At 37.6% G+C, this 25,573-nt stretch carries 23 protein-coding genes, 3 pseudogenes and 1 CRISPR repeat array (1 of these 27 only partly in view); of the genes and pseudogenes, 23 read left to right on the top strand and 3 right to left on the bottom strand.

Annotation, left to right across the window (positions count from 1 at the left end; genetic code table 11):
• The 8 genes and pseudogenes from IGI96_RS19425 to IGI96_RS19390 all read left to right on the top strand — a co-directional run.
• A pseudogene (locus IGI96_RS19425) lies at positions 1-430 on the top strand (MobP2 family relaxase); the annotation flags it as partial.
• A 65-nt stretch (positions 431-495) separates the two neighbouring features.
• Positions 496-885, top strand: coding sequence for a hypothetical protein (locus tag IGI96_RS19420; RefSeq protein WP_438785677.1), 390 nt, complete (start codon positions 496-498; stop codon positions 883-885).
• A 98-nt stretch (positions 886-983) separates the two neighbouring features.
• Positions 984-1,577 carry a type IV toxin-antitoxin system AbiEi family antitoxin domain-containing protein gene (locus IGI96_RS19415; RefSeq protein ID WP_438785676.1) on the top strand — a complete coding sequence of 198 codons (594 nt, stop codon included), beginning with the start codon at positions 984-986 and terminating at the stop codon, positions 1,575-1,577.
• A gap of 13 nt (positions 1,578-1,590) precedes the next feature.
• Positions 1,591-2,490 (top strand): nucleotidyl transferase AbiEii/AbiGii toxin family protein, encoded by a 900-nt coding sequence (locus IGI96_RS19410; RefSeq protein ID WP_438785675.1) that lies wholly within the window; start codon positions 1,591-1,593, stop codon positions 2,488-2,490.
• Positions 2,491-2,584: 94 nt separating this feature from the next.
• Complete coding sequence (gene mazE, locus IGI96_RS19405; RefSeq protein ID WP_138314768.1) at positions 2,585-2,755, top strand: type II toxin-antitoxin system PemI/MazE family antitoxin; 171 nt, start codon at positions 2,585-2,587, stop codon at positions 2,753-2,755.
• Positions 2,745-3,065: a type II toxin-antitoxin system PemK/MazF family toxin gene (locus IGI96_RS19400; RefSeq protein WP_438785674.1), complete on the top strand. Its 321-nt coding sequence runs from the start codon at positions 2,745-2,747 to the stop codon at positions 3,063-3,065. The genes mazE and IGI96_RS19400 overlap by 11 nt, the downstream gene beginning before the upstream one ends.
• Positions 3,066-3,132: 67 nt before the next feature.
• A complete protein-coding gene (locus IGI96_RS19395) occupies positions 3,133-9,540 on the top strand; it encodes an SNF2-related protein (protein ID WP_438785673.1) in 6,408 nt (2,135 codons plus the stop codon).
• A gap of 241 nt (positions 9,541-9,781) precedes the next feature.
• Positions 9,782-11,332 (top strand): annotated as a pseudogene (locus IGI96_RS19390) (IS1182 family transposase).
• Between the two features lie 127 nt (positions 11,333-11,459).
• On the opposite strand, the gene IGI96_RS19385 reads toward IGI96_RS19390, so the two are convergent.
• Positions 11,460-11,657 carry a hypothetical protein gene (locus IGI96_RS19385; protein WP_438785672.1) on the bottom strand — a complete coding sequence of 66 codons (198 nt, stop codon included), beginning with the start codon at positions 11,655-11,657 and terminating at the stop codon, positions 11,460-11,462.
• Between the two features lie 284 nt (positions 11,658-11,941).
• Between IGI96_RS19385 and IGI96_RS19380 the strand changes: the two genes are divergently transcribed.
• From IGI96_RS19380 to IGI96_RS19370, 3 genes are all read left to right on the top strand, one after another.
• Positions 11,942-12,124, top strand: coding sequence for a hypothetical protein (locus tag IGI96_RS19380; protein ID WP_438785671.1), 183 nt, complete (start codon positions 11,942-11,944; stop codon positions 12,122-12,124).
• A 586-nt stretch (positions 12,125-12,710) separates the two neighbouring features.
• Complete coding sequence (gene relB, locus IGI96_RS19375) at positions 12,711-12,926, top strand: type II toxin-antitoxin system RelB family antitoxin (RefSeq protein ID WP_023520736.1); 216 nt, start codon at positions 12,711-12,713, stop codon at positions 12,924-12,926.
• Positions 12,923-13,192, top strand: a complete 270-nt coding sequence (locus tag IGI96_RS19370) for a type II toxin-antitoxin system RelE family toxin (protein WP_438785670.1) — start codon at positions 12,923-12,925, stop codon at positions 13,190-13,192. Before relB ends, IGI96_RS19370 begins: the two co-directional genes overlap by 4 nt.
• A gap of 437 nt (positions 13,193-13,629) precedes the next feature.
• Here the strand turns inward: IGI96_RS19370 and IGI96_RS19365 are convergent.
• A pseudogene (locus IGI96_RS19365) lies at positions 13,630-14,211 on the bottom strand (IS3 family transposase); the annotation flags it as partial.
• A 778-nt stretch (positions 14,212-14,989) separates the two neighbouring features.
• Here IGI96_RS19365 and IGI96_RS19360 point away from each other — a divergent pair.
• Positions 14,990-16,210, top strand: coding sequence for a discoidin domain-containing protein (locus IGI96_RS19360; RefSeq protein WP_438785669.1), 1,221 nt, complete (start codon positions 14,990-14,992; stop codon positions 16,208-16,210).
• Here the strand turns inward: IGI96_RS19360 and IGI96_RS19355 are convergent.
• Positions 16,174-16,275: a hypothetical protein gene (locus IGI96_RS19355; protein WP_438785679.1), complete on the bottom strand. Its 102-nt coding sequence runs from the start codon at positions 16,273-16,275 to the stop codon at positions 16,174-16,176. The two genes, IGI96_RS19360 and IGI96_RS19355, sit on opposite strands and share 37 nt — an antisense overlap.
• Positions 16,276-16,452: 177 nt before the next feature.
• Here IGI96_RS19355 and IGI96_RS19350 point away from each other — a divergent pair, with 177 nt between their 5' ends.
• Genes IGI96_RS19350 through cas2 form a run of 11 tightly spaced genes read left to right on the top strand, consistent with a single transcriptional unit; the run spans position 16,453 to position 24,818 of the window.
• A complete protein-coding gene (locus tag IGI96_RS19350) occupies positions 16,453-16,641 on the top strand; it encodes a hypothetical protein (RefSeq protein ID WP_438785668.1) in 189 nt (62 codons plus the stop codon).
• Positions 16,638-16,886 carry a hypothetical protein gene (locus tag IGI96_RS19345; RefSeq protein ID WP_438785667.1) on the top strand — a complete coding sequence of 83 codons (249 nt, stop codon included), beginning with the start codon at positions 16,638-16,640 and terminating at the stop codon, positions 16,884-16,886. The genes IGI96_RS19350 and IGI96_RS19345 overlap by 4 nt, the downstream gene beginning before the upstream one ends.
• 33 nt (positions 16,887-16,919) lie before the next feature.
• The gene (gene cas6 / locus IGI96_RS19340; protein ID WP_438785666.1) at positions 16,920-17,696 is read left to right on the top strand and encodes a CRISPR-associated endoribonuclease Cas6; all 777 of its coding nucleotides are present in this window, start codon (positions 16,920-16,922) and stop codon (positions 17,694-17,696) included.
• Entirely contained in the window at positions 17,674-19,356 is a 1,683-nt protein-coding gene (locus IGI96_RS19335) for a Cas8a1 family CRISPR/Cas system-associated protein (RefSeq protein WP_438785665.1), read from the top strand. Before cas6 ends, IGI96_RS19335 begins: the two co-directional genes overlap by 23 nt.
• A complete protein-coding gene (gene cas7i / locus IGI96_RS19330; RefSeq protein ID WP_438785664.1) occupies positions 19,349-20,236 on the top strand; it encodes a type I-B CRISPR-associated protein Cas7/Cst2/DevR in 888 nt (295 codons plus the stop codon). The genes IGI96_RS19335 and cas7i overlap by 8 nt, the downstream gene beginning before the upstream one ends.
• Complete coding sequence (gene cas5 / locus IGI96_RS19325) at positions 20,223-20,975, top strand: CRISPR-associated protein Cas5 (RefSeq protein WP_438785663.1); 753 nt, start codon at positions 20,223-20,225, stop codon at positions 20,973-20,975. The genes cas7i and cas5 overlap by 14 nt, the downstream gene beginning before the upstream one ends.
• A gap of 8 nt (positions 20,976-20,983) precedes the next feature.
• Complete coding sequence (cas3, locus tag IGI96_RS19320; protein WP_438785662.1) at positions 20,984-23,266, top strand: CRISPR-associated helicase Cas3'; 2,283 nt, start codon at positions 20,984-20,986, stop codon at positions 23,264-23,266.
• A 9-nt stretch (positions 23,267-23,275) separates the two neighbouring features.
• Positions 23,276-23,764: a CRISPR-associated protein Cas4 gene (gene cas4, locus IGI96_RS19315; RefSeq protein WP_438785661.1), complete on the top strand. Its 489-nt coding sequence runs from the start codon at positions 23,276-23,278 to the stop codon at positions 23,762-23,764.
• 27 nt (positions 23,765-23,791) lie between these two features.
• The gene (cas1, locus tag IGI96_RS19310) at positions 23,792-24,265 is read left to right on the top strand and encodes a CRISPR-associated endonuclease Cas1 (RefSeq protein ID WP_438785660.1); all 474 of its coding nucleotides are present in this window, start codon (positions 23,792-23,794) and stop codon (positions 24,263-24,265) included.
• Positions 24,235-24,531, top strand: a complete 297-nt coding sequence (cas1, locus tag IGI96_RS19305) for a CRISPR-associated endonuclease Cas1 (protein ID WP_438785659.1) — start codon at positions 24,235-24,237, stop codon at positions 24,529-24,531. Before cas1 (IGI96_RS19310) ends, cas1 (IGI96_RS19305) begins: the two co-directional genes overlap by 31 nt.
• Before the next feature lie 5 nt (positions 24,532-24,536).
• Positions 24,537-24,818, top strand: a complete 282-nt coding sequence (cas2, locus tag IGI96_RS19300; protein WP_438785658.1) for a CRISPR-associated endonuclease Cas2 — start codon at positions 24,537-24,539, stop codon at positions 24,816-24,818.
• 185 nt (positions 24,819-25,003) lie between these two features.
• A CRISPR array of direct repeats spans positions 25,004-25,573; the repeat unit is 29 nt; unit sequence ATCAGAATCTAAAAGAGTGGAATGTAAAT (it continues 629 nt past the right edge of the window).

Genomic DNA, 25,573 nt, shown 5'->3' with positions numbered 1-25,573 from the left:
ATTTTCAAAAAAAAACCGAACGATGATCCTGAGTCAAAACCCTGGGGCTACGTTTGTTTATGGGCCCCAACAATGGAAACTAAATGGCCGTAAGGTGCGTGATGACGAGATCGATCAACCGTTGGTTATCATTGCGCCGTACAAAATAGAAGACACAGTCGTCTTTGAAGAAATTTGTGTTTACGATATTAGTCAAACAGAAGCCTATCAACCAACAGCTGCAGAACTCGAAGAGCTACTAAAAAAAGAAACCGCAAAGCGGAAAAGCGTGGCTCCAAGAAGTGTTTCTCGATTCCAAAATCGTCGCAAAGAAATGGAAATGCGAAAGATGGTTCAATCATTAAGGAGATCTTGCGAAAACAGTCTGCAGCATTATCTAAACGAGCGAGCATATCGTGAACTGCAGTATGAGAGTCAATCAAATATTTGACAAAACAATGAGAAAGAATAGACGGTTTGGCGAAAGTGCCTGACCGTTTTTTTAGGAGGGAAATTATGGTTCAGACAGATACTGGAGATCAAGGATTAGATGTTAGAAAAGAACGAGAAAAGATTGTCGCTTATTTTGAAAAAGATCCAACGTTAACGATTTCGGTGGTTCCTGATGAGAATCAGCAAGAGCTGTATGTTTTAGCGGAACGTCTTCAAGACTATACAAAGGTTTATTCTTATCGAGATGTCGAAACCTTCATAGCTCAAAATCAGGGAATGCGCTCATTTCAGGAATTTGAAACACTTTATCGACCGATTGAGGAAGAGGACGAAATTGAAACTACCAATCTGCTCATACAAGAAGATGATGAAATGATTATCGAGGAAAAGGTGGCAATTAACAAAAGTAAAAAGAAGCGGAAAGAAAAAGCACAAGGATTTGAAATGACTTAGGCCATTTTAGATTCAATTAAAATCCCTTGTATACGAATAGACTTATGTTATAATGTAATTATAAGTCTATTTGTATACAAAAAAAGGGGGCGATTGAAATGAAAAAAGTTGTTTATCAGTTATTAGAACAATACAATGGGACATTGGCTATGAAGGATGCAAAAGAAGCAGGCGTTTCACCAGTTACTATTAAGCGAATGGTTGATCGTGGCGAGTTAGACAGAGAATATCCTGGTTTTTTTACTTTACCTGGTCAATTTGCAGACGAACTCCTTATTGCACAAAAGAAGTATGAACGTGGTATTATCTCTCACATTACTGCTTTGGATCTATATGATCTAACTGATATGATCCCTAGAAAGATTGACATGACTGTTCCATATGGATATCATGTTTCCGAAAAAGGATTGACGGAATTTGCAGTTGATTTGCACTTTACGAAACCTGAATATTATAGTGTCGGAAGAACAAAAGTCAGAAGTCGATATGGAAATACACTCGTTGCATATGATGTTGAGCGAACGTTATGTGATATTTGGAATCCTTGGTATATCGTTGAAGACGAAATTAGGATTAAGGCGATTAAAGCTTATATGAAATCCGATAAAAGAGATCTTAGAAAGCTTAATGAATACAGAAATATTCTTCCAGTAGAAAAGGAAATGCGCTCATATATCATGGCACTAAATTAAATGAGGACAGTTTATGACACCTACTCAATTAAAGAGTAAAGTTAAAAATATTGCTAGGGAAAAAGAAGTAGATCCCCAACTAGTATTACGTCATTACATGATGGAAAAGTTTTTAGAAAAAATTGCAGAATCTCCTTATCGAGATAACTTTGTTCTAAAGGGTGGATTTCTCATTGGTTCAAAATATGGTATTGAAAATAGAACAACCAAAGATATTGATGCAACTTTCCGTGAAATGAAGTTGACTGAAGAAGTTTTAACCTCTGTCTTAGATGATATTTTTTCAGAGCCAACAAAAGAAGGGATTCAATTCGAGATCAAAGCAATCAAAGAAACGAGGGAAGCTGATTTTTATCCAGGGTTCAGTTTGCGAGTACTTGCTCATTTAGAAAATATGAGACCCGACTTTAAAGTGGACATTACGACTGGAGATTCTATTCACCCTGAAACAGTCAATCATGAACACAAGCTTATGTTTGAGGATCGGACCATTCACTTGGAGTCTTATCCTACTGAACAAATTGTAGCTGAAAAATTAAGTGCAACGTTTGATTTCTTGACTGATAATTCCAGAGGAAAAGATTTTTATGATTTGTATATGATTCCTAAAATGGAAAAAATTGATGACAAAACTTTGATGGAAAGTGTACGAAATACATTCAGTAAACGTGGGAAAACTGAACCTTTGAAAAATTATTTCCAAGAAAACATGGATCTTATAAAAAATAGTGGAGATCTAAGAAAAACATGGGATCGTTATAAAGAGGGCAATCCTTATGCTGCAATGATCTCTTATGAGGACACTATGAACTCTATCTCAAATCTTATGGAAAAAGCAATTGCGGTGGAAGAAAAAGGGATAAAAGCAAATAAAAAACGTGCGAAACAAAAACAGAACGAAATTGAATTTTGAAGAATCAGCATAGCTGGTTCTTTTTTTTACAAATAAAAACTATTGTATATCTGCGGATATACGAGTATAATAGCGCATGAGGTGAACAGCAATCATGAAAGCAGTCAAAACTAGAATCATTGGAAACTCGCTCGTCATTTCTCTGCCCAAAGAATTACAAATAAAAGAAAATCAATACTTTTATTGCCACCAAAAAGAAAATGGCATTATTGAGCTTGTTCCAAAGATTGAAAATCCATTAAAGCAGATAAGCGATGAAAAGTAACTGGAGTCAACGCAACATTCTATCAGATAACGAGGGACAAATGTATCTAGTTCTTAGTGCAGATGTCTTTTACGACACATATGAGCGAGTGATCGTCTGCAAAGTGACGGACGCTGCGACTGAAGCACCGTTAGAGGTCAAAATTAGCTTAGAGCCTTCAAAACATTCGATGATCGTTGATTGTTCTGAGTTTTTTACGATCAATCCTTCCGCAGATCTGTACACGTTGTCCGGCACATGCGATGAAGGGGAGTTTCTTCTAGTTGCTCAAACCTTCTTAGCCATTTTTGACTTTCCTTTTTTTGATTGAGTTTATCCATGCGCCACACTAACTTTCAGGAGGCGCACATGGACGAGAAAAAAAATCTACCTTACGAATGCTTTTTAAGCAATCATTTGCTGAAACTGTAGAAACGGTACAATCCTTTCAACAGTACTTGGAACAAATAAAGTTCCTTCAAAAATACGATGTAAATGACCAACTATTTATTCATGGTCAAAATCCCGAAGCTCGCTATTTAGCGGATTTCGCTACATGGAAAAAAATCGGTCGTCAAGTCAAACGTGGCAGTAAAGCAATCATGACACTCGGTTTTTCAAATAACCAAATAAAAGCCTCGTATTACTTTGATTTGAATCAGACCATTGGGAAAGTGCTAGATTTTCCAGATTACAGTTTGGAAGAACACACGTGGCCAGATTTTATCACACAAGAAAGACAGGATATGATCGACTCTTTTACAGCAGACTTGGAAGATCCTGTTCATAGAAGATTGGCTTTAGAGATAGGTTTAGCAATGGTTCAAAGTAAAGCCTTGATTCAGCCAATTCCTGAATTAAAAGAACTGGCACAACTGCAAAATTTTCGGACGTTTGTGGAAGTGATGACCAAAGCAAACGAGATCAACCGATTTTTAAGTAAAGATATTTTGATTTATAAAACTGAGAGGAGCAAGGAAAATGAAATTGATGTATCAAGAGAACCAGAACGGACAGCTGATTCCGCAAGTGGAGTATCCAGAAAACCAACCGCTCGGTCGTTTTGGTTCAATCGCCGTGGAAAAATTGAAGGAAGAACAGCCAGCGGAATATCAGATGAAACTGATGCAAGGGGAATTAATGACTTATGGCCACGCTATCGACAAGAAAGTCTGGGAACGAGCAGTAGCGCTAGCAGAACAGATGGAGCAAAAGAATCCGTTGACTTTAGAGGAACAACAGGATCTGGAGACAGCCACAAAGATCCGCAACACCTATCGGGAACAAGCAATCGAGATAGCGATGAGCGAGATTCTGTAAAACAAAATGATCCGGAAAAAGGTTTGGAAGAAAATACGTCTTCTGAACCTTTTTTAATTTCTTCAAATGAGCAATCAGATAGCCAAGCTTCTCCTAAACCGGAAATATTTACTGAAGCAGTAATCAACGATCTACTGAAAACTGGAACAGGTACAGTTGACGGGCGAATTCGTGTATATCTGCACTTTTCACAAACGAAAAATCTAAAGGAACGTATCCAATTTTTGAAAGGTGAATTTGGCTGGTATGGCCGAACACTTTCAATCGAGGGATCAACCTTTTCGATGATGGATAGCATGCCAAGCAGAGGCATTCGAATTTTAGCAACAGTCGATGGCAAAGAACAGGAAAAAATCTACAAATGGAAAGAAATTGTAGAACGTTTAGAGTTTCTCATTGCCCAAAATGATTATTTGACGACTGAAGAGAAAGAACGAATCGAGGTTTATCAAACCAAGTCACAAATAACGGCAAGCGAGAAAATGGACACTGAAGAAGTGGAACCAGAAGAAATTACCCTCTTTGACATGGATGATTTTGAAGCAGCTGAAGAACCACTTCAAAATACCGGCTATGGATCTGAGGTTGCCTTGATTCCAAAACCAAAAGTAGAAAAAACTTCTGAACCAGTTGAAACACGAGAAAGCCGAATTGTTCAAACGAAAGGCAGTAATTCTTTTTCATTTCCGTTAGAATCGCTAGACACCTTCTATCCCAAAGGAACTAAAGACAAAATTCAAGCGAATATTGAAGCCATTGCGCTAGTAAGAAAACTCGAAACTGAAAAGCGAATGGCTACGGCAGAAGAACAAAAGGTTCTGGCGAAGTACGTTGGATGGGGCGGATTGGCAAGTATCTTCGATACACGTGATGATCAATTAAAAAATGAGCGCCAACAGCTGAAAAAATTGTTGACTGAAGAGGAATACCGTCAAGCACGTGAAAGTGTGTTAACGGCTTACTACACAGATCCACGGCTAATAGAAGTGATCTATGAGAAGTTACAGACTATGGGATTCCAGGGAGGAAATGTTTTAGATCCTTCGATGGGAACTGGAAACTTCTTTTCTGCTATGCCTGAATCATTAAGAACTCAGTCCAATCTATACGGGGTTGAATTAGATCCATTGACTGGAGCGATCGCAAAACACTTACACCAAGATGCAACCATTGAGGTGACTGGTTTTGAAAATACCCCTCTAAATAAAAATGGCTTTGATCTCGTAATCAGTAACATTCCTTTTGACAGCATACAAATCGAAGATCTTAACTACGACCATAGCTATGCCATTCATGATTACTTTATCAAAAAAGCATTGGATAGTGTAAAAGAAGGCGGTATTGTAGCTGTTATCACGTCCACCGCAACATTAGACAAACAAAGTGAAAATGTTCGACGTGAGTATGCAAAAACAGGTGAATTGCTTGGCGCCGTTCGTTTACCAAGCAATGCGTTCAAAAAAATAGCAGGTACCGATGTTGTTACTGACCTTATATTCTTTCAAAAGAATTCGGAAATTGACCGCTCATATACGCCTAACTGGGTGTTTGTCGGCATGCATAGAGATGTACCAGGAAAAGCATTTAACAACTATTTTGTTAATAATACGGACATGATTCTTGGCGAACTTTCACTTAAGAATTTTCGTGGGAAAACCCTCGATGTGAAAGCAAATCCTGAAGCGAATTTGATTGATGAACTAAGGACTGCGATTGAAAAGATACCAGGAACGTTCGAGCTAACGCCTTCAGCTGAAGAGATCTCTATCGTAGGACAAAAAACAGACAATGAAGTTTCAGTTTCCGAGATTCCGAATTTCAATTACGGCCAAAGCCAAGGGAAAATCTACTTCAACAACAATGGCTACCTAGAAGCATTTGAGGGATCTGAAAAAGTAGAAAAACAGCTTTCACAATTAATCAAAATCAAAGAAGAGTTATTACAAGTGATCCATATTCAACGACAAGAAGATTATAGTGAGGAAGAGTTTCAACTTGCACTGGCAAAGCTAAATCAAACGTACGATACCTTTGTCTTTGAATTTGGTCCGATAACACAAAATGCAAAAGTAATTCAACGAGAAGAATATTTGCCACTTTTGAAATCCATTGAAATTATCCATAAGGATGGCTCTGTTGAAAAAGGGGATGTCTTTTTTAAAGCAACTATCCGGAGGAAAGAACCAGTTACCACAGTCAATACGGCAATTGAAGCCTTACAGTTGTCATTGGGACGTCGGCTAAAAGTCGATTTAGATTTCATGGCGGATGTTTATGGAAAAGATAAGGGAACCATAGTGGAAGAACTCGAAGGTCAGATATTCATTGATCCACTGAAGTATAAAGGAGATCAATTTGGTGATGTTTGGGAAGTAAGAGAGGAATACCTAAGTGGTGACGTCAAACTAAAGTTAGTAGAAGCACGTCACTTCAATGAAGTCTATCCAGGACTATTTGAAAAGAATGTGTCTTCTTTAGAGAAAGCACAGCCGGAACCTTTAAAAGCTGGTGAGATCGATTATTCCGTCGGAAGTACCTGGATACCTAAAGAAACATATGAGCAATTTATGTTTGAGACGTTTGATACCCCACCATGGATGGTTCGAGAACACTACGTGCAGCTGGATTATGATCCAATGGCTTCTCGCTATTTTATTTCGGGAAAAAATAACCATAAAGGACCGATCGTCAGCAATCGCTACGGAACAGCTCGTGCCAACGCGTACCTTATTTTTGAAAACAGTTTGAATCTCCAAAAAATCGAAATCCGAGATCGAGTAGAAGATGGCGATGGAAAATCACATTACGTCTTGAACCCTAAAGAAACGCAGTATGCTCGGTCAAAACAAGAAGAGCTGCAAGAGATCTTCAAAAATTGGGTCATGAATCATTCCCAAGTTCTTGAAGAACTGCAAGGAATTTATGAGGAACGCTTCAATCGATTAGTACCAAGAACCTATGATGGCAGTTACCTGGAGTTTGACGATCTAAATGAAAAAATTGAATTACGACCGCACCAGAAGAACATGGTTGCCCGAATCATTCAAAATGGACGAGGATTAATGGCGCATGTGGTGGGTGCGGGTAAGACGTTAACTATGATTGCTTCAGGAATGATGATGAAAGCACATGGATTGATCAAGAAACCGATGTATGTCGTTCCGAACCACCTGACTGGCGATTTCGGAACAGAACTTTTGCGGTTCTATCCGTCCAAAAAAGTGCTTGTTACGACCAAAAAAGACTTTGAGAAAGCCAATCGTCAACAGTTTGTTTCTCGAATCGCTGTAGGCGACTATGATGCCGTGATTATTGGCCATTCTCAGTTTGAAAAAATTGCCTTATCTCCAAAACGCCAACGAAGCATGTTAAAAGCAGAAATCAATCAAGTCTCTGAAGCAATCGCTGCTTATCAGATGGAGAATGATGTGGACTCTTGGTCGATCAAGCAGATGATCAGCTTTGAGAAAAGGCTCAATGAACGATTGGAAAAACTAAATAAACAAGATAAGAAAGATGATTTGATTTACTTTGAGGACTTGGGCGTCGATTTTCTGTTTGTAGATGAAGCTCATTTGTATAAAAACCTCTATTCCTACACCAAGTTATCTAATGTAGCAGGGGTCAATGCGTCTAACAGTCTAAGATCCAGTGATATGGAAATGAAAGTGAAGTATATGCTTGAAGAAAATCAGGGTCGTGGTGTTGTTTTTGCGACAGGAACGCCAATCTCTAACTCGATGTCAGAAATGTATACGATGCAAAAATACTTACAACCAGATGTATTAAAGGACTTTGGTGTCTATCATTTTGATGCTTGGGCGTCTACCTTTGGTGAAATCGTTTCTTCACTGGAAATCACACCTGAAGGTAGTGGTTATCAGATGAAGAATCGTTTTTCTAAATTCCACAATCTTCCGGAACTGATGAGTATGTTTAATTTGATCGCGGACATTCAAACCAAAGATATGCTCACTCTTCCTGTACCAGCAATCAAAGGAGAGAAAGCACAAATCATTGTCACAGATCCAATTTCCTATCAAAAAGATAAGATGGATCAATTAGCAATGCGTGCAGAAAAAATCAGGAATCGTGAAGTATTTCCGGAACAGGATAACATGCTTAAAATCACGAATGAAGCGAAGTTAATGGCACTAGATCCACGTTTGTTAGATGACTATGAAGAATCAAAATATGATCCACAAGAATTAAAACAGACCAAAATTGCACGTGCAGCCGAAAAAGTATTTTCTATTTGGTTAGAAACAAAAGAACAACGATCGACACAACTTATTTTCTCTGATTCGGGAACGCCAAAACCAGGTAAATTCAATGTATATGATGAAATCAAGCGTGAGCTGATCGAAAAAAATATACCTGAAAACGAAATTGCCTTTATTCACGATGCAAAAACTGAAGCGCAGCGAGACGCTTTATTTGAGAAAGTCCGAGAAGGTGAAGTCCGTATCTTGGTCGGAAGTACCGGAAAAGTTGGGACCGGTACGAATATCCAGGATAAATTGATTGCGGCACACCACGTGGACTGCCCTTGGCGTCCTTCAGATATTGAGCAAAGAGATGGTCGTATTGTTCGACAAGGGAATGAGAATAAAGAGATCCAGATCTATCGTTATGTAGCCAAAGGTACGTTTGACAGCTTCTTGTGGCAGATCCAGGAACAAAAACTCACGTATATCTCTCAAGTCATGACTGGTAAGGCAATCACTCGAACCGTAGATGAAATGTCTGAAACGGTTTTAGACGCTTCTGAGATCAAAGCAGTTGCAACAGGTAACCCACTACTTGCGGATAAAATGCGTTTGGATAATGAGATAGCTAAATTGAGGATGTTGCAATCTTCGTATTTGAATGAGCGAGAGCTATTGAAACGCTCGATCGATCAAATCTATCCGTCAATGATAAAAAGCGGGGAGCAGCATATGGCCACGTTACAAGAAGACATTCAATGCTATAAAGACAATGATCCTGACGAGTTTTCGATCGTGATCGATGGCAAAGAATACACGGAAAGATCAAAAGCAGGAGAAGTCTTTGAAAGTGCTACGTTCCTTTATATACGCTCTCCAGATTTTGTGGAAATCGGAGAATATAAAGGATTTAAATTTTCTGTGCGGAAAAGTGAGTTAGCATATGGGAGTTTACAACTTCGACTTGAAGGAAAGGGGCACTACGATCTGCTTGTAGATCCTAGCACTCAAATTGGAAGCATTCGTCGGATAGAGAACAAAATCAGTCAACTGCCCGAAATGTTACAAGAAGCAGCTGGGGAAGTTCAAGAAACAAAAGAAAAGATGGAAAGTGCTAAAGAACAAATCAAGCAACCATTTATTCACGCTCAAGAATTACAAGAGAAAGTATTGCGACAACAAGAGATTCAGTCTGAAATAGAAGCTTATTTGACAAAAGAAAGAGAACATTCTAGTATAATTGAGAAACAGGAGGAGTTTGAAATAGACATATCTTAATTCAGCAGTTTGTAAAAAAATGAAGATATCGATTGACAATTCACGCTTCATTTCAAATATGAAAAGACAATCTGGTAGAACAAACTTGAATAAACATAAGGGACTGTGTCATAAGTCCATAGAAGAAAACCGTAAGAAATGACGAGAAATCGTTCATTTCTTGCGGTTTTTTGGGTAAAATAAAAAGGAGCACCGGTTCCCGCCAATGCCCCATCATTTAATCCTGAAAGGACTAAACAAAATGTATACTAATTATAACATGAATCAACTCACTTTGGATCTATCTACTTCATTTTCTCCAAAAGAAAATCATGTCGCCGTTTTTATCCATGAACTGGTCGAAGCGCTTCAGATTAATGCCCCCTATCTTTTTGGTCGACCAAGAGAATATGATTTAGGTGCCATGATGAAGTTGGTTCTTTTTGCGTATACGCGAGAAACCTTTACAAGTCGCAAGATTGAACGCTTAGCTGAAGAAAACCTATATGCTCGCTGGTTGACGCAAGAACGGGTTCCGACTTATCGAACGATCGCCCGTTTTTGTGTATCTAACGATGTACAGGAGTTGACCAATAAAGGCTTAGATCAGTTGACAGAGTATCTGCGGGCACGGAATCTGATTGATGATGCGTTGTTTATTGACGGTACAAAAATCTTGGCAGATGCGAATAAGTACAGCTTTGTCTGGAAGAAAAACACGATCCGATTCGATCAAATGAATCGCGAAAAACTGCTTACTATGATGACGGAACTAAGAGAAGCGTATGCCCTGAAACAGATTCCCGAAGGGACGTCCTTGACGGTAGACATGATAGATGAACTGTTAACACGGATGGAACTACGTCTGGAAGAACTAGAAAAAGAAGTTGAGGCAACGTAACGTCTTTTGCCAAATCCAGCGAAACAACAACGGCGAACGTTGAAAAGCCAAGTACGCAAATTAAATACAAAACGAGGAAAACTTCTGGAACATCAAACGCAGTTTTCTACTTATGGGACAAGAAACAGTTATTCAAAAACTGATCATGATGCGACATTCATGCGCGTAAAAGAAGACCCTATGAAAAATGGCCAACTTAAGCCTGCGTATAACCTGCAGATCGCTACTTGTAATCAATTTGTACTCGGCTACGATGTCTTTCAAAACCCAACAGACACTAAGACACTGAAACCATTACTGGAAAAGATGAAGATTGCACAAAAGTCCCCTCATTATTTGGTCGCCGATGCAGGCTATGGTTCAGAAAGCAATTACCGCTATATAGAAGATGAACTTCCCCAGCATACTGCACTGATTCCTTATGGAACGATGTTTAAAGAACAAAGCAAGAAATGGCAGACAGATGATCGGAAAGTAATGAATTGGGATTATGAGCCTAAGGAGGACTTTTACATCGACCCCAAAGGGGTACGATTTAATTTTCATGCTTACCGTCAACGAACAGATGCGGATGGTTTTGTCCGAGATTTTAAAGAATACCAAGTAGAAAAAACGGATGCGAACCAAGCGCTCATTCCTGAAGTCTTAACCCCAAAGGGGAATCGCAGAAAGATCACTGTAAATCCGTCTTGGGAATACCATAAAGAAAAACAAAAAGAGCGCTTATCAACGCCTGAAATTCAAAAAATATATGGTCGGAGAAAGATCGACGTGGAAACAGTCTTCGGATTTATGAAGGCTTGTTTGGGTTTCACTCGATACACGGTTCGGGGCTTAGAAAAAGTCAGAAAACAGACGGGTTTACTCATTACGGCAATCAATATGATGAAATTGACAAAAATAGGTACTTGAACTACCCAAAATGAATAAAAAAAACAAGGAGCACTCGAAAATTCACATGATTTTCGAGTGCTCCTTATATTTTGGAGAGCGTAACTAGTTAACTTATGTCACGCCCCCTTATTTCTGTTGTTGGAAATTAGTCAATGTCTTTTTGATTTTCTCGCTCTTTTAGCCATTCTCGAACTAATTCTATATCTTCGTCTGTTGCAAGTTTTGTAATAAAACTTTTTGTTGCATACTTCTTATTTCGGTATTGCTTTTCAGCAGCATTCTTTTGTTCATACTTTTTGATTGCTTTGCGTTGAGCCTCTGTTGTTTTATATGTATCTTCCATAATTACACCTCGATTCAGTATCTAATGTACTACAAAAACATAAGAATATCCATAGAAAATCGTTGGCTATATAGGGAAATCCATATATAATGAGAGTATAAAGTAAGTCAATAAAGGCTATCAATAGAGTAGGAACATTTGATGAATGTTGTTTTAAACAAGAAAAAATGTCGTGTGAGATTTGAAAACTATTCAGCCAACAATAATGTTGTGATTTTATTGGTGAGAAAAAACGAGGAAGTAAGGAAGAAGAGCTAGTTGAGACAGCGACAGTAAATACAGACATGCAAATTAAACAGGAATTTGTAGCAATCAAAGGTTGGTCTGAAAATACTGGCGTTGAACAAGCCTTGATTGATGCAGATGTCACTTGTTCAGAAAGACTTGGAGCGATCCGATGTGGCATGGCTGTCGCTTATGTTTATGAACTGACTACTAAAGCGAAGGAATGGAAAAACAACCGATAATAACTAAGAACAAGAGATTGAAGGGATGATTCTTATGGTTTTTGATCGGAAATGTTACGGTGGCCAATGGAAAGTACCGATTACATTTTATAACAAGCGATTATACTGGCCGCCAAAGTGGATTGAATGTGATTGTGGTGAACTTGCACAACAAGTGTATGAAAGAAAGCATGAATTTAAGTACCCTACTGAGTTTTATGAATGTAAAACTTGTCAACGAAGACATCAACTAATTACAGGCACCAATCGGTTTGTTTTAGTAGATACTGATGAAAAGAAATGGTGAGGTGAATTCTCTTGAGAAAGAGGGGGTTAAAAAGAATTTACTTCTAGTATGACCATGCAATTATTGTTGATAAATCAGTAAAAGAGTATTGTTATTTATCAGACCGATTGGGGATTTTGAAGGTAAATGATACGATTGGCTTTTTTTGCCATGAGAATCTGACAGAAAGGGAAGAGCAGCTGAAGAAACAAAAGTACAAAAACGTAGATTCGCTGATCGATAGGTATTATAAACTATAAAAGATTGACTTTTGCATTACATTGTAATACAATGGTTATATAGTTAAGGGGAGGGATTACAATGAGCGTTACTACTATAAGATTGAATGAACAAGAAGAGGCATTTTTTCAAAGCTATGCTGAGCTAACTGGTCAGCCTTTATCAACTTTAATGAAACAAGCATTAACAGAAAAAATTGAAGATTACCTAGACTTGCAAGCGGGATCTGAAGCGCTAAAAAATTTATCTGGTGAATCGGTCTCTCTTAAAGACATGATGAAGGCTGAGGGTTTATGAATTATCACGTTGAATTTGATAAACGCGCACAAAAAGAATTTTTGAAGTTAAATAAACCTATTCGAAAGCAGATTTTGCTTTGGTTGAATAAGAATATTGACGGTTGTGAAAATCCGAGATGGACTGGAAAAGGTCTTACTGCTGATAAAAGTGGCTTGTGGCGATATCGAATAGGAAAATATAGATTAATATGTGATATTCGTGATGATTATGCTTTGGTTTTAGTTATAAAAACTGGTAAGAGAGAAACAATTTATGACGGCTAGTTACTTAATGATATAGAGGGATCAGCAACTTTTAAGTTTTTGACCACAATAAAATTGTCCTAAAACTTATAAATTTTATATTCAAATAAACAATGATTTTTTAACAAGTTTAAGGACACAAAAAATAAAGTAATACATTCCAATGTGGTCTCAAAAGAATCTCATCAAAGAGTGGATCACCGATTGAATTTTACACTGAACTATCTCATAGTTGACATGCCTGAATAAGTTTGGTCAGAAGAAAATTAGGAAACCCTATCTAAATCAAAAGTTTTGGTTCTACAATATTTAGTGTTGGTGGAAAATCTATGGATTTTCTACTGACATTTTTTTGTAAAAAAGATAGAAAAGAGATAGCCTAACTGGTAGGATTTAGTCGTCTAAAACGAAACTACACCAAGAAAGGATATCTCCATGGATCATTGTACTAGAAAATTGTTAGGTTTATCTGCTGAAAGTTTTCGTTGTAATATATTCTTGGCAATTTTTCCTACGGTTCCTTTATAAGATTTATATCGTTTTATTCGGATTTGACAGGTAAGTCCCATTTGGGACATTAATTTTCTAACGGTTCATGATTAATTGAATATCCCTTCATCTTCAGCACTAAAGTGACTCTACGATAACCATAAGAGCCTCTTGATTCTTTTACAATCGCTCTAATCCCTTGTTTAATCTTGCTGTATTTATCTGGCTTATCTAGTTTTTTTATCCAGTAATAATAAGTTGATTTTGCTAATTAAGCAATTGAAAGTAATAGATTCAGTTTAAATTCTTTTTTGAGCTGAAGGATTGCTTTAACCTTGATTTCTTCTTGCTCAAATTTTGTTCTTAAATCAAGGTTCCTAACTTTTTTAAATATGCGTTCTCTGCTCTTAAACGAAGAACTTCTTCTTCAAGAGACTCATCTTTATGTCTTTTTGGAGTGTTTGGCTTGGCATTCATGCTAGTTTTTCTACCTCTTTTTTGTTCTCAAGTGAAGAAAAACCACCTTCTTCATATCTCTCTATCCATTTTCTTACTATCTTACCAATACTTACTCTTAACTTTCCATAAATCACTTTTCATCGATACTTCGGGGTGAAGACTATGTGAACCTTACAATTCCATCTTGTATGTGCTAAACTTTTATCGCTAAAGCTATTTCGTCCACGCTTAGAAACGCGCGTTTTTTTGTTTCGCATGCATCGCGAACGAAACTGACTAAAGTCAATGACAAAACCAGTTAAGCACTCTGCCTAACTGGTTTTTTGGAGTTCTACAATATTTAGTTATCTTATTTTATTTGTCGTTATATACAACCATTATATTTTTTATGATATTCTGGAATATTGACTAAAATGATAATTAATCTTTAAAATTATTTTGCATACTTTACAAACAATATATTAAAGAGTGGGGCTGGATATGAAGTAAGTTTTAACTATTAATAATAGAAAGAAAAATAGAGGAAGTAAAAATGGAATACATGAATTTTAAATAATTAAGTATATTTTTTCGTCTTTATATAAAAAACAAGCATTTTTGAGTTACTCTGTTGATGAAAACGGTAAAGGAAAATGGGGGATTGGGAATGATATTTCTGGATGATTAGGTTCAGAAAAAGGAGAGAGAGCTGTATTAAACTAGGGTTCTCAATTTTGGGATAGTTATTACGGTGTTAGCTATATTCTCCTTGCTCAGCAGGCTATGAATAACGAAAATGATTATATAAAAGCTATGTACTATAATTTATTAGCTAAAAGTTATCAGGAAACGCATAAGAAAACTGAAGCTTATTAAGCTGGTCTAAAAGTTATGCCTTATCATGTGGATATGCTTGCTGAACTTATCAATCAATATAAAGTATCGAAAAAATCAAGTACTGAATTTTTAGACTTGGCTCGTGAGGTCGCAAACGGATTAGCCTATTTCCCAATTCCTTTCGGAGATATAATGAATCTAATTCAACCATCCATTGCTGAAGAAAATTTAGCTGTGTTTGACTTGATTAAGACTAATACCATTCAAAAAGCTGCCAGTGCGACCGCCAAAGATATATTACAACCAGTAGATGCTCAAAGAATTGCTAAGAGTTTGCTCAGCACAATGAGTACCGAGTTGGCTACTTTCTCGTTTAATGGTAGTAACTCTAATACAATTATTTTCAATTCCAAATATGATTCATCAGCTATCCGCGTAGCATATAGCATTGATGGGGGCATTAATTGGATCGAGACAGATGAGCATGCAATCCGTCTCAGTGACGAACAAGTTGCTACGATTACAGCCCAAAATGATATTAAAAATAAATTAATGGGATCAAATGAAATTTACACAATTGACATTAAAGTTGGGACTGCACCTACAGCTAATGTTCTTCAAGTCAATGATTTTGAAAACGAATATATTGGTAATATTGAAAATTTGGAATACAGTGTAGATGGAGGCGAAACTTGGAAAGCTTATCAGCTACATGAAAAAATTAAAGGTGACGTTGTTACATATGCGCGTTATGCAGCGCATGGAACTTATGTAGTTAGTGATAAAGCTAGATATACTTTAAAAAAAAATTCTGAAGATAAGCAGTACAGTTATATTTCTATTTATGATATAGAAAGGGTCAAATATGCTAACAAGCAAAATGCTGGCAGCTCAGGAAAACATATGGTGGATGGTATGCTAAATACTCAATGGCATACTAAATGGAATATGACTACTCCAGATAAATCCTATACGATTATATTAAAAGATGAAAAGGATATTTCTGCAGTAGATTATGTTCCTGCAGGAGTAAATGGTAGATTTGCTAAATACAAAGTTGACGTTAGTGCTGATGGTCAGTTATGGGAGCTAGCATGGACTACTGAGTCTTTACCAAATAATACTAGTGTTAAAACATTAAAATTCGCTCAGTCTGTACGAGGAAAATACATCAAATGGAAGTATGTCGTCATGGATGGAGACCAAATGGCGCATAAACGGGCAGCTTCGTGCAACGCCTACTGTAATTGGGAAGAGCCCCGTTTAGCCATGTGACTGTTCTCTGTTTGATTTTCCCCAGAGGTACTGATTGAAGGCTCTGATCCTGCGAAAGCTAACAGTTGAGCGGGTGTCTTGAAGTTGTGAACGGAGTGAATTTCCGAATTTCCGCAAGAATCACAGCGCCTAGCTTAACGCCAATACCAGGAATGGTTAACAGTGAAGAATCAATCTCTTTCATAAGCGCTGCGACCTCTTTATCAGCAGCTTCACGAAGATCTGTAAGGTGTTTAATCAAGTTGATCGAAGGAAATGCCGGTGTAAAGCATAATGTTGAATTTTGGATGCGGATTAAAGGAGAGAGCGAAGCCTTAAAAGAGATTATAAACAAAATCGAACTCTCCGATACAAATGCTGTTGATGCAAGCAAACCAATGAAGGGCAAGCGAATATTACTATTGAAAAAACAAGTGGCTTTGTTCAAGTGATAACAGGAAGCGGTAAAGCAAACCAATATCTAGACGGAAATACATTTTCAAATAAGTTGGAGCAATATAAAAGCCGAATGATTGCTGATGGTATTTTGGAAGAGGATATTGACGCACTTCTGTTGGACACGCAAAATACGGAGGTTAAAAATTCATTTTTAACAAAATATAGGGTAGAATTAGCAGGAATAATGATAAATATTGCAGGAAATGCTATAAACCTGCTACAATATCTAGGAAGGTAATGCATCAAAATCTAAAAAAATGGAGGGACAAATATGCGATTCAGAATCAATTTAGAAGTTCAATCACCAAGAGATGAAGTTGAAATTCCCATCAAGTATCAGTCAATCTTTTTGTCTTTATTAAAACGCGGTCTAGAAAATGCGTCTCCAGAAATTTACCAAACACTTTATCAACAAAATAAAGAGAAATTGTTTTCTCAGGCGATTATCTTTAAAGGGGCAACATTTGAAAAAGAAAAAATACGTCTTAACACCTCCACCATCACCTATTTATTTTCCACACCTAAAGCGGATTTGGCCATGGCAGTTTATAACGCCTTTATTTTTTTGAAAGAGATGAAAGCGATACCTTTTGCGGGTGATTCAAAGATAGTAATCAAATCAGTCTCCTCGATCTACCAGGAACCAATTACTGAGAAACAAGTCGTCTTTCAAGCGATATCCCCCATATTAGCGAGGGATCATAATCGAGAGACTAGAAAAGATTGGTTTTTAGCTTTCAGCGATGAAAACTATGAAGCAGTCTTAAAGCAAAACTTGGTCAATCGCTTGGTTCCTGAAATGGGTAACGGAATCAAGTATGACATCGATCACTTGAAAATTAAACCATTAAACATGAAGAAAACGGTCACGAAGGCGTACGAGAAATTTTATCAAGGTGCCATTGGCAGTATTGAGGTGACTGGGGAGCCGTATCTCTTAAACGTGATACGGGATGTCGGTTTAGGCGCAAAAACCGGGCTATATTTCGGTTATTTGAATCAGATAAAACAAGGTGGTGAAAGGAATGGACAGTCTCATGAAGGATGATCGAATAGAGTTTCGCTTGAATTCATGGATGGAGAATGCGGCGATCTGCGGTTTAGTGAATATTCTTGGGGAAGAGCACGTTAAGATCAATCCTCAAAGTGTTGAAGTGACAACCGAAGCGCTAAGAAATTTTGAAGAGAGCTATTTTGGCTATTTTGCGAAACAATACCAAAAGCTGTCATCTTTAACGAAAGTACTGGCGTATGAAGATGAGATGCTGCGTCAGCAACAAGAACAGTTTGCTCATTTTGACGAAAAAGCATACCAACGATTGCAGAAGTACCTGACAGACTTAAAGCGTTATGGGGAAAGCAACAGTTATCTTGCTGTTTATCCGTTGATTGATTCGCCTACAGATATTGTTTCGCTAATAAAACAGGCGAAAATTGACAAACTAAAAAAAGGCGAGATGGCACAAGACAAAGCGCAAGTGATTGAGCGAGTAAAAAAGTGTTACGACCTACTAACTGAAATCTTTGCCTACTATCATCAAGAAGAGGTGCAACGTTATCTGGCAGCTAAGATCCAAATCTACGCTGTCATCAACAATGGCTATAACGATGTTTCTTTTTTAAATCGGCAAGAAAGCAAAGGGGATTTTTTCGAAAAGTATCATGCTTATTTTATTGAATCCATGTTCTCTTATTTAGAAGAGAATCACGAGAAGGATAAGTTGTCCTGCACGAATTGTGGGCAGCCAATCAAAAAAGGCGAGATCTCCTACAGCTTTATTAACCAGGCTGGTTATGATGCCAATCGAAAACAAAGCAATGCCTGGGGATTCACGAATGATTTATTTATGTGTCCTGTATGCCGCTTGTTGTACACCTGTATCCCAGCTGGCTTTACCTATGTCTACAACCAAGGGATCTTCGTCAACGATAATCACTCGGTAAGAACGTTGTTGGATGTCAATACAAATATCCGTTTAAATGTATTAAGTGTAAATAAAGCGGAAGTGAAGGCTGATGATACGTATGCGGCATTGATTCGAACGTTACAAGATTCGATGAATCAGCAACACTGCCGAGAATTGCAAGACATTCAAGTTGTGCGCTATGAAAATGAGCGCTATTATTTCAATCTTTTACCAAAGCATATTTTAAAGACGATAGAACAATCAAAAGACAAGCTGGCAAAACTATTCAATTTGGGCTTTGTTCTAAACGGTGAATACCAGAGTGTTTATAAAGAGACGATCACTCATTTAATGAATAACACGAATTTGTTTTCGTTGATTTATCAAATAATACGAACACAGGCAACCGGTGGGCAGGTCTATATGAAAACAGATCACATCATAAAACTGATTGCGATCAACCAAAACTTTTTAAAGGAGCTGATTCAAATGAAAGAATTAAAAGATGAAGAGTTACAAAGAATTCGTCGCGATGGATTCTTCTTAAAAAAAGAGTACGCGAATAAGAACAAAGCTGATTCAATTGGTCTCCGATTATTGAACGCCTTAAAAATCGGTGACAAAAACGGATTCTTGGATCTTTTGTTAAATAGCTATATGTATTTGAACAAGCAAGTTCCTAAATATTTCACATCAGCAACGTTCAACGATGAGGAAGGATTTAAAACCATTGGCTATAGTTTCGTTGCAGGGATGATTGGGGACTACGCGAAAATTGAAGGAGGAAATGACAATGAGTAAAGGCTTAACAATCACAATGATCTTTTTAGCAGAAAGTGCGAACTATGGGGAATCGTTAGGGAACGTGGCAACATTGAAAAAAATTACTCGCGGCAAAGGCGAGCAGTATACGTATATTTCTCGACAAGCGCTTCGTTATAACATCGTTGAACAATTAGGGGAACCTCTTGCCTCCCTCAGTGCAGAAGGTAGTGGAACCAAGCAGGTCATCCAGTTTGATCAAAAAGCAACGATTGATCGTTACCCCGAAGTGGACTTATTCGGGTATATGAAGACTGTAAAAGGCGACAACGCCTTGACACGTTCTGCGAAAGTGCGCTTGTCTAATGCGATCTCGCTTGAAACGTACAAAGGCGATACGGATTTTCTAACGAATATGGGGTTAGCAAAGCGTTTGCGAGAAAATGGGGATGAGAAAGCCATGAATTCAATTGCGCAATCAGAAATTCATCGCTCTTTCTATCGTTATACAGTCACTGTTGATTTAGACGAAATCGGTATCGATCGCAATTCAGATATTGCCTTACCGAAGGAAGAAAGAAGTCGTCGTGTTCAAAAGTTATTGGAAACGATTCAGTATTTATACCGTGATATTCGCGGTCGTCGTGAAAATTTACAGCCGCTATTTGTTGTCGGTGGCGTCTATGACCGTAAAAATCCTCTTTTTGAAAATGTGGTAGATGTTAAACAAAATCGCGTGGATGTTGAAAAGATTGAAGGTGTTTTAACGGATGAGCTTCGGCAGCAAACCCTTGTTGGGGTTGTGAAGGATGCATTTGAAAACACAGCAGAAATCCAAGCGGTTTTACATGGTCAAAAAATCCCGCAAGTTTTTGAACGCTTGCAGCAGAAAGTAGCAGAGTACTATGAAGGGGATTAAGCTTACCATCCATCAAGACATGGTCAACTATCGTCGCCCGACCAGTTTTCAGTTGCGTGAAACCTACCCATTACCGCCATTATCAACGGTCATCGGCATGGTGCATAATTTGTGCGGGTATCAACACTATGAACCGATGGATATAAGTATTCAGGGGAATTATTTTTCCAAAACCAACGACCTATTTACGAGATATGAATTTAAAAATGGCATGAAGTTTGATAAAGCGCGTCATCAACTAAAAGTCAATGAGTTTGGTGTTAGTCGAGGGATTGGCTACACTGAATTGTTGGTAGATGTACACTTAGTCCTACATATCGTGCCGAATGATCAAGAAAAAGTGGAGGAGATCTATCAGTTTTTAAAATATCCTGCTGAGTTTCCTTCTTTGGGTCGTCGAGAAGATTTAGCAAATTTTGAAAAGGTTTCGATCGTAGAGATCACCGAGCAGAAATTGGCGAAAGATAAAGTGATTCGAGACCAATGGCATGCGTATCTTCCAATAGAAATGATCGAGGATGAAACGGTCGTAATCGATGCAGAAGGAACAGGATTATCAGGTACACGTTTTACTTTACCGAAGGTGTATGAGCTCTACAATTTTGGCACAAAAAGCAAACCGAAATTCAAGCGGAATTGGATTGAACGCAAAGAGGTCCTTTATACAAGTATATTTGTGCTTCCAAGACGTACAAAAATATGGATGGATGAAGAAGAAGACGCGGTCTTTTTAATGTAGGTGAATAAATGACGGATCAATTTTTGGCAAAATCAACAGGAGAAACGATTGTAGCACACACCAAAGAGTTACTAAAACGATACCAGCAACTAAAAATGTATTACCCCGAGATCCCAGTAAATTGGGATCTTCTTCATATAGCATGCCAGTACCATGATTTAGGGAAAATGAATCATCTCTTTCAAGAAAAAATCAGACAAGGCGTACGAAAGAAAGAAGGAGAAATTCCTCACGGGCTATTGAGTGCGGCATTATTACCGTTTGATGAACTAGAAGAGCAATACGAAGTCAAAGAGATCAAAGCATTAACGTATGCAGTCGCTTTGCATCATGAACGAAATCTCGCTGATATTGACACCGAGCAGTTTGAAAACGAGATCCAAGCGTTAAAACTACCTGCAGAAACGTTCCCTTTTAAGGCGCTAAGTGCAGTCAAACCATTGGAATTCGAATGTCCTACGGCGCGTTATTACTCTCTACGGCATAAACTGGGCAGTCAGGAAAATGCTTTTGAAGAATATGTGATGCTAAAAGGTCTGCTGAATCGGATCGACTACGCTGCGAGTGGGAATTATGCAATTGAATATCCCGCAAACTTTTTAACGAAAAACATGCCTAAAGTAAGAGACGCATGGCGGAAAAAAGCGGAAAATCCGACACTTGATTGGAATGAGATGCAACACTATGTTCAAAGGCATCAAGACGAGAGCCTCGTTTTAATTGGACAAACAGGGTTAGGGAAAACGGAAGCGGGATTGCTGTGGATTGGTGACAATAAAGGATTCTTCACTTTGCCGTTACGCACAGCGATCAATGCGATATACGAACGTATTCGAAGTGGTATTGCGGATGAGAAAGAAGAGGATTACCAAAAGCAAGTCGGGATTTTGCATTCTGACAGTCTTGCCGTTTTACTTGCAGAAAAGGAAAAAAACGAAGACATCGAATTAGACAAATTAGATAACTATCTCACTGAAATCCGAGGCTGGTCATTGCCGTTAACCATCACAACATTGGATCAAACGTTTGACTTTGTTTACCATTATGCCGGCTTTGAACAAAAATTAGCAACATTTGCTTATTCCAAAGTGGTCATCGATGAAATACAAATGTATTCCCCAGATCTGTTGGCCTATCTAATTAAAGGATTGAAAGAAATCCAAGATTTCGGCGGGAAATTTCTTGTAATGACAGCGACCCTGCCGCCCTATTTGTTAGATTTGTTTGAAAAAAGAGGGTTAAATATACCGAAAAATCCGCCTTGCTTTCTAGATGAACAGTTATTGGAACGCCATAATGTACAAATTGTAGAAGAAGGCCTTTCGGCAGAGGCAATAGCAGAACTTTATTGTACAGGAAAACTATTAGTGATCTGTAATACAGTTCGTAAAGCCAAGCAGATATACCAACAATTGTCTCAAATTATGGAAAGTGAAAAGATTCGTTTGATTCACAGTCAATTTGTTCGCAAAGACCGTCAAGTCAAAGAGCAAGAAATTCAAGAGTTTGCCGAATCAGAAGCAGAAGGAATTTGGGTAGCGACCCAAGTAGTGGAAGCCTCTTTGGATCTTGATTTTGATCTGCTGATCACTGAACTGTCTGAGTTAAATGGTTTGTTTCAAAGAATGGGACGTTGTTACCGTAAACGCCCCTTACGCAATTATGAGCAACCGAATGTTTATGTGTTTGATGGTGGTGCTCATGCAACTAGCGGCATTGGTGCTAGTTCGCAAGCTGTTGTCCATCGTCAGATATTTGCGCTATCAAAAGCAGCCTTGCGTCAAGCTGGTTCTGGTATTTATAGTGAAACAAAGAAGATGCGTTTGATCGAAGAAACCTATACGACAGAACAGATGAAAGATACGGATTATTACCAGCAGATAGTGAATATGCTACGATGGCTGTCTGCAACTGAAAATGATGACAAGTCTGCAAAAAAAGTCCGCGAGCTTTTCCGAAATATTCAAAGCAGGATGGTTATTCCTGAGGATGTCTACCAGGAAAATTCACAAATAATTGATGAGTATTTGAAGACGTTGGCGATGAAAAATGACGAGTTACCAATAAGTGAAAAGAAAAATCCTAAAATGTACCGACAGAAAATTAAAGCGAAACTGGAAAATTTCACGATGTCCCTCCCTGAATGGTTGTTTAGAAAGTGTCTGAAACAAAATCAAGTCCGCTTGCAACAAGTCGGCCGCTTTGAGCATGTTTTTTTCGTTGCAGGAAAGTACGATGCCAACATTGGATTTGAAGTGTTGGAAGGTACTGAAGAAGATAATTTTGTGTAGGTGTTCATTATGAAAATTACTGGGAATATAATCAATTACTATTTTGTATGTCAAAGAAAACTGTGGCTATTCGCACAAGGGCTACAATATGAAGAAGAAAACGAGAATGTTCAATTGGGGAAATTATTGGATACGGGTACATACAAGGACAAGCGAAAACAAATTATGGTAGATGATACGATCATGATTGATTTTCTCGAGGATTGGAAAGTGTTGCATGAAGTGAAAAAATCTCGAGCGATTGAACCTGCGGCAGTCTGGCAATTGAGGTATTACCTGTATTATTTGCAAAAGAAGGGTGTTTTAGTAGAGAAAGGATATATCGATTATCCAAAACTTAGAGAGCGAGTAGAAGTCACCTTGAACGAAAAAGAAATAAAGACACTTGAAGGGATGATAGACTCTATTAAAACGATTGTTACTCAACCGGATTCACCCAAAATTGAAAAAAAGAAAATTTGCTCGAAATGTGCATATTATGAGTATTGTTTTATTTAGGTGGTGAGAAAAATAGAGAGTTACTATTTGTATTCTAGTGGAACACTAAGTCGTAAAGATAATGTTATTCGTATGGAAACCTCAGATGGTCGAAAAAAAGACTTGAAAATTGAAATGACACGTGATATCTATTTGTTTGGCGAAGTGACGACGAATACGAAATGTTTAAATTATCTTTCGGAGATGAAAATTCCCGTTCATTTTTTTAACTATTACGGGTATTACACCGGCACATTTTATCCTCGTGAGAAGAATGTTTCGGGCAAACTTCTTGTTCAGCAAGTTTGCCACTCGACAGAAGTAGACAAGCGAATCATTCTCGCAAGGAAGTTTGTTGATGGGGCAACTACTAATTGTTTGCGTAATTTGCAGTATTATCGACGACGTGGAAAAGAGGTAGAAGAGCAGATCACTTCAATCCTACGATCAGCTATCTTCATAGCAACTCAGAGCGAAGGTTTTCTCTATCTTTGGATATTGCCGAGATTTTTAAGCCACTAATTGTAGACCGAATGATTTTTTCGTTGATTAATAAAAAAATCATTACGGACAAAGATTTTGAGAGCGGATCGAATGGCAATTACCTAAAACAAACCGGTCAACAAAAAGTCCTGCGCCAATTTGACGAACGTTTAAACAAAACGATTCGACATCGTGAATTGAAAAGAAATGTATCCTATCGAAAGTTAATGCGATTGGAATGTTACAAATTAATCAAACATTTGATGAATGATAAAGAGTACGAACCTTTCAAAATCTGGTGGTGAAACGTATGTATGTTATTCTTGTTTACGATATTTCCTTAGAAGAAAAAGGAGCAAGAGTGTTGAATCGAGTATTTAAAATCTGTAAAAAATATTTGAACCATGTACAAAAATCTGTTTTTGAAGGTGAGATTACACCTGCAAAACTAAAAAAGCTTGAACAAGAATTAAGAGAACACGTTCGAGAAGAACTGGATTCAATCTTGATTTTTAAAAATACTAATAAAAAATGGCTGCAAAAAGACTATATTGGTATCGATGGTACAGAGTTGGTTTCAAATTTCTTTTAACCATTTTCTCTGTCGATGGTGAATAACCGTAATTTCCCATAGTTACGACAGATGACGTAAAGCATTGAAAATACAAAGTTATTCTAATTTAACCTGTTATTTAAACAGGCAATCCAACTGAAATTTTGGTGATCGACAGAAATAGGCTTAAAAAGCCTATTGTTTCAATGCGCGTGAGTAGCGGGATCAGAATCTAAAAGAGTGGAATGTAAATTTCAATCTTTTTCCGACAACGTTACGTTTTTCTTTTATCAGAATCTAAAAGAGTGGAATGTAAATCGGTTTTTATTCCTTGAGAACGTCAAAGGACTCCTCATCAGAATCTAAAAGAGTGGAATGTAAATGTGTCTGACATGGTCAAAGCATTGCAACGAGCGCTTATCAGAATCTAAAAGAGTGGAATGTAAATATAATCACGCTTACGGCAAAGATTACCGTAAACGCATCAGAATCTAAAAGAGTGGAATGTAAATAAAGATAAACACGGTTTTCGTGGAAAGAAAGAACATTATCAGAATCTAAAAGAGTGGAATGTAAATTAGGCTAAATGCAGTTGATCCCGATCAGTCAAAGGATCAGAATCTAAAAGAGTGGAATGTAAATATTTTTGGATAAATACATATTTCAAAGTACAATAACATCAGAATCTAAAAGAGTGGAATGTAAATCCAATAGATTGCCAACTCTGAATCAAAAATGTCCTGATCAGAATCTAAAAGAGTGGAATGTAAATTTTACTGAATATTAGTAGGACT

This window comes from Enterococcus sp. DIV0421 (assembly GCF_051713745.1).
Taxonomy (GTDB): domain Bacteria; phylum Bacillota; class Bacilli; order Lactobacillales; family Enterococcaceae; genus Enterococcus_D; species Enterococcus_D casseliflavus.
This window is presented reverse-complemented; position numbering and strand designations above follow the sequence as displayed.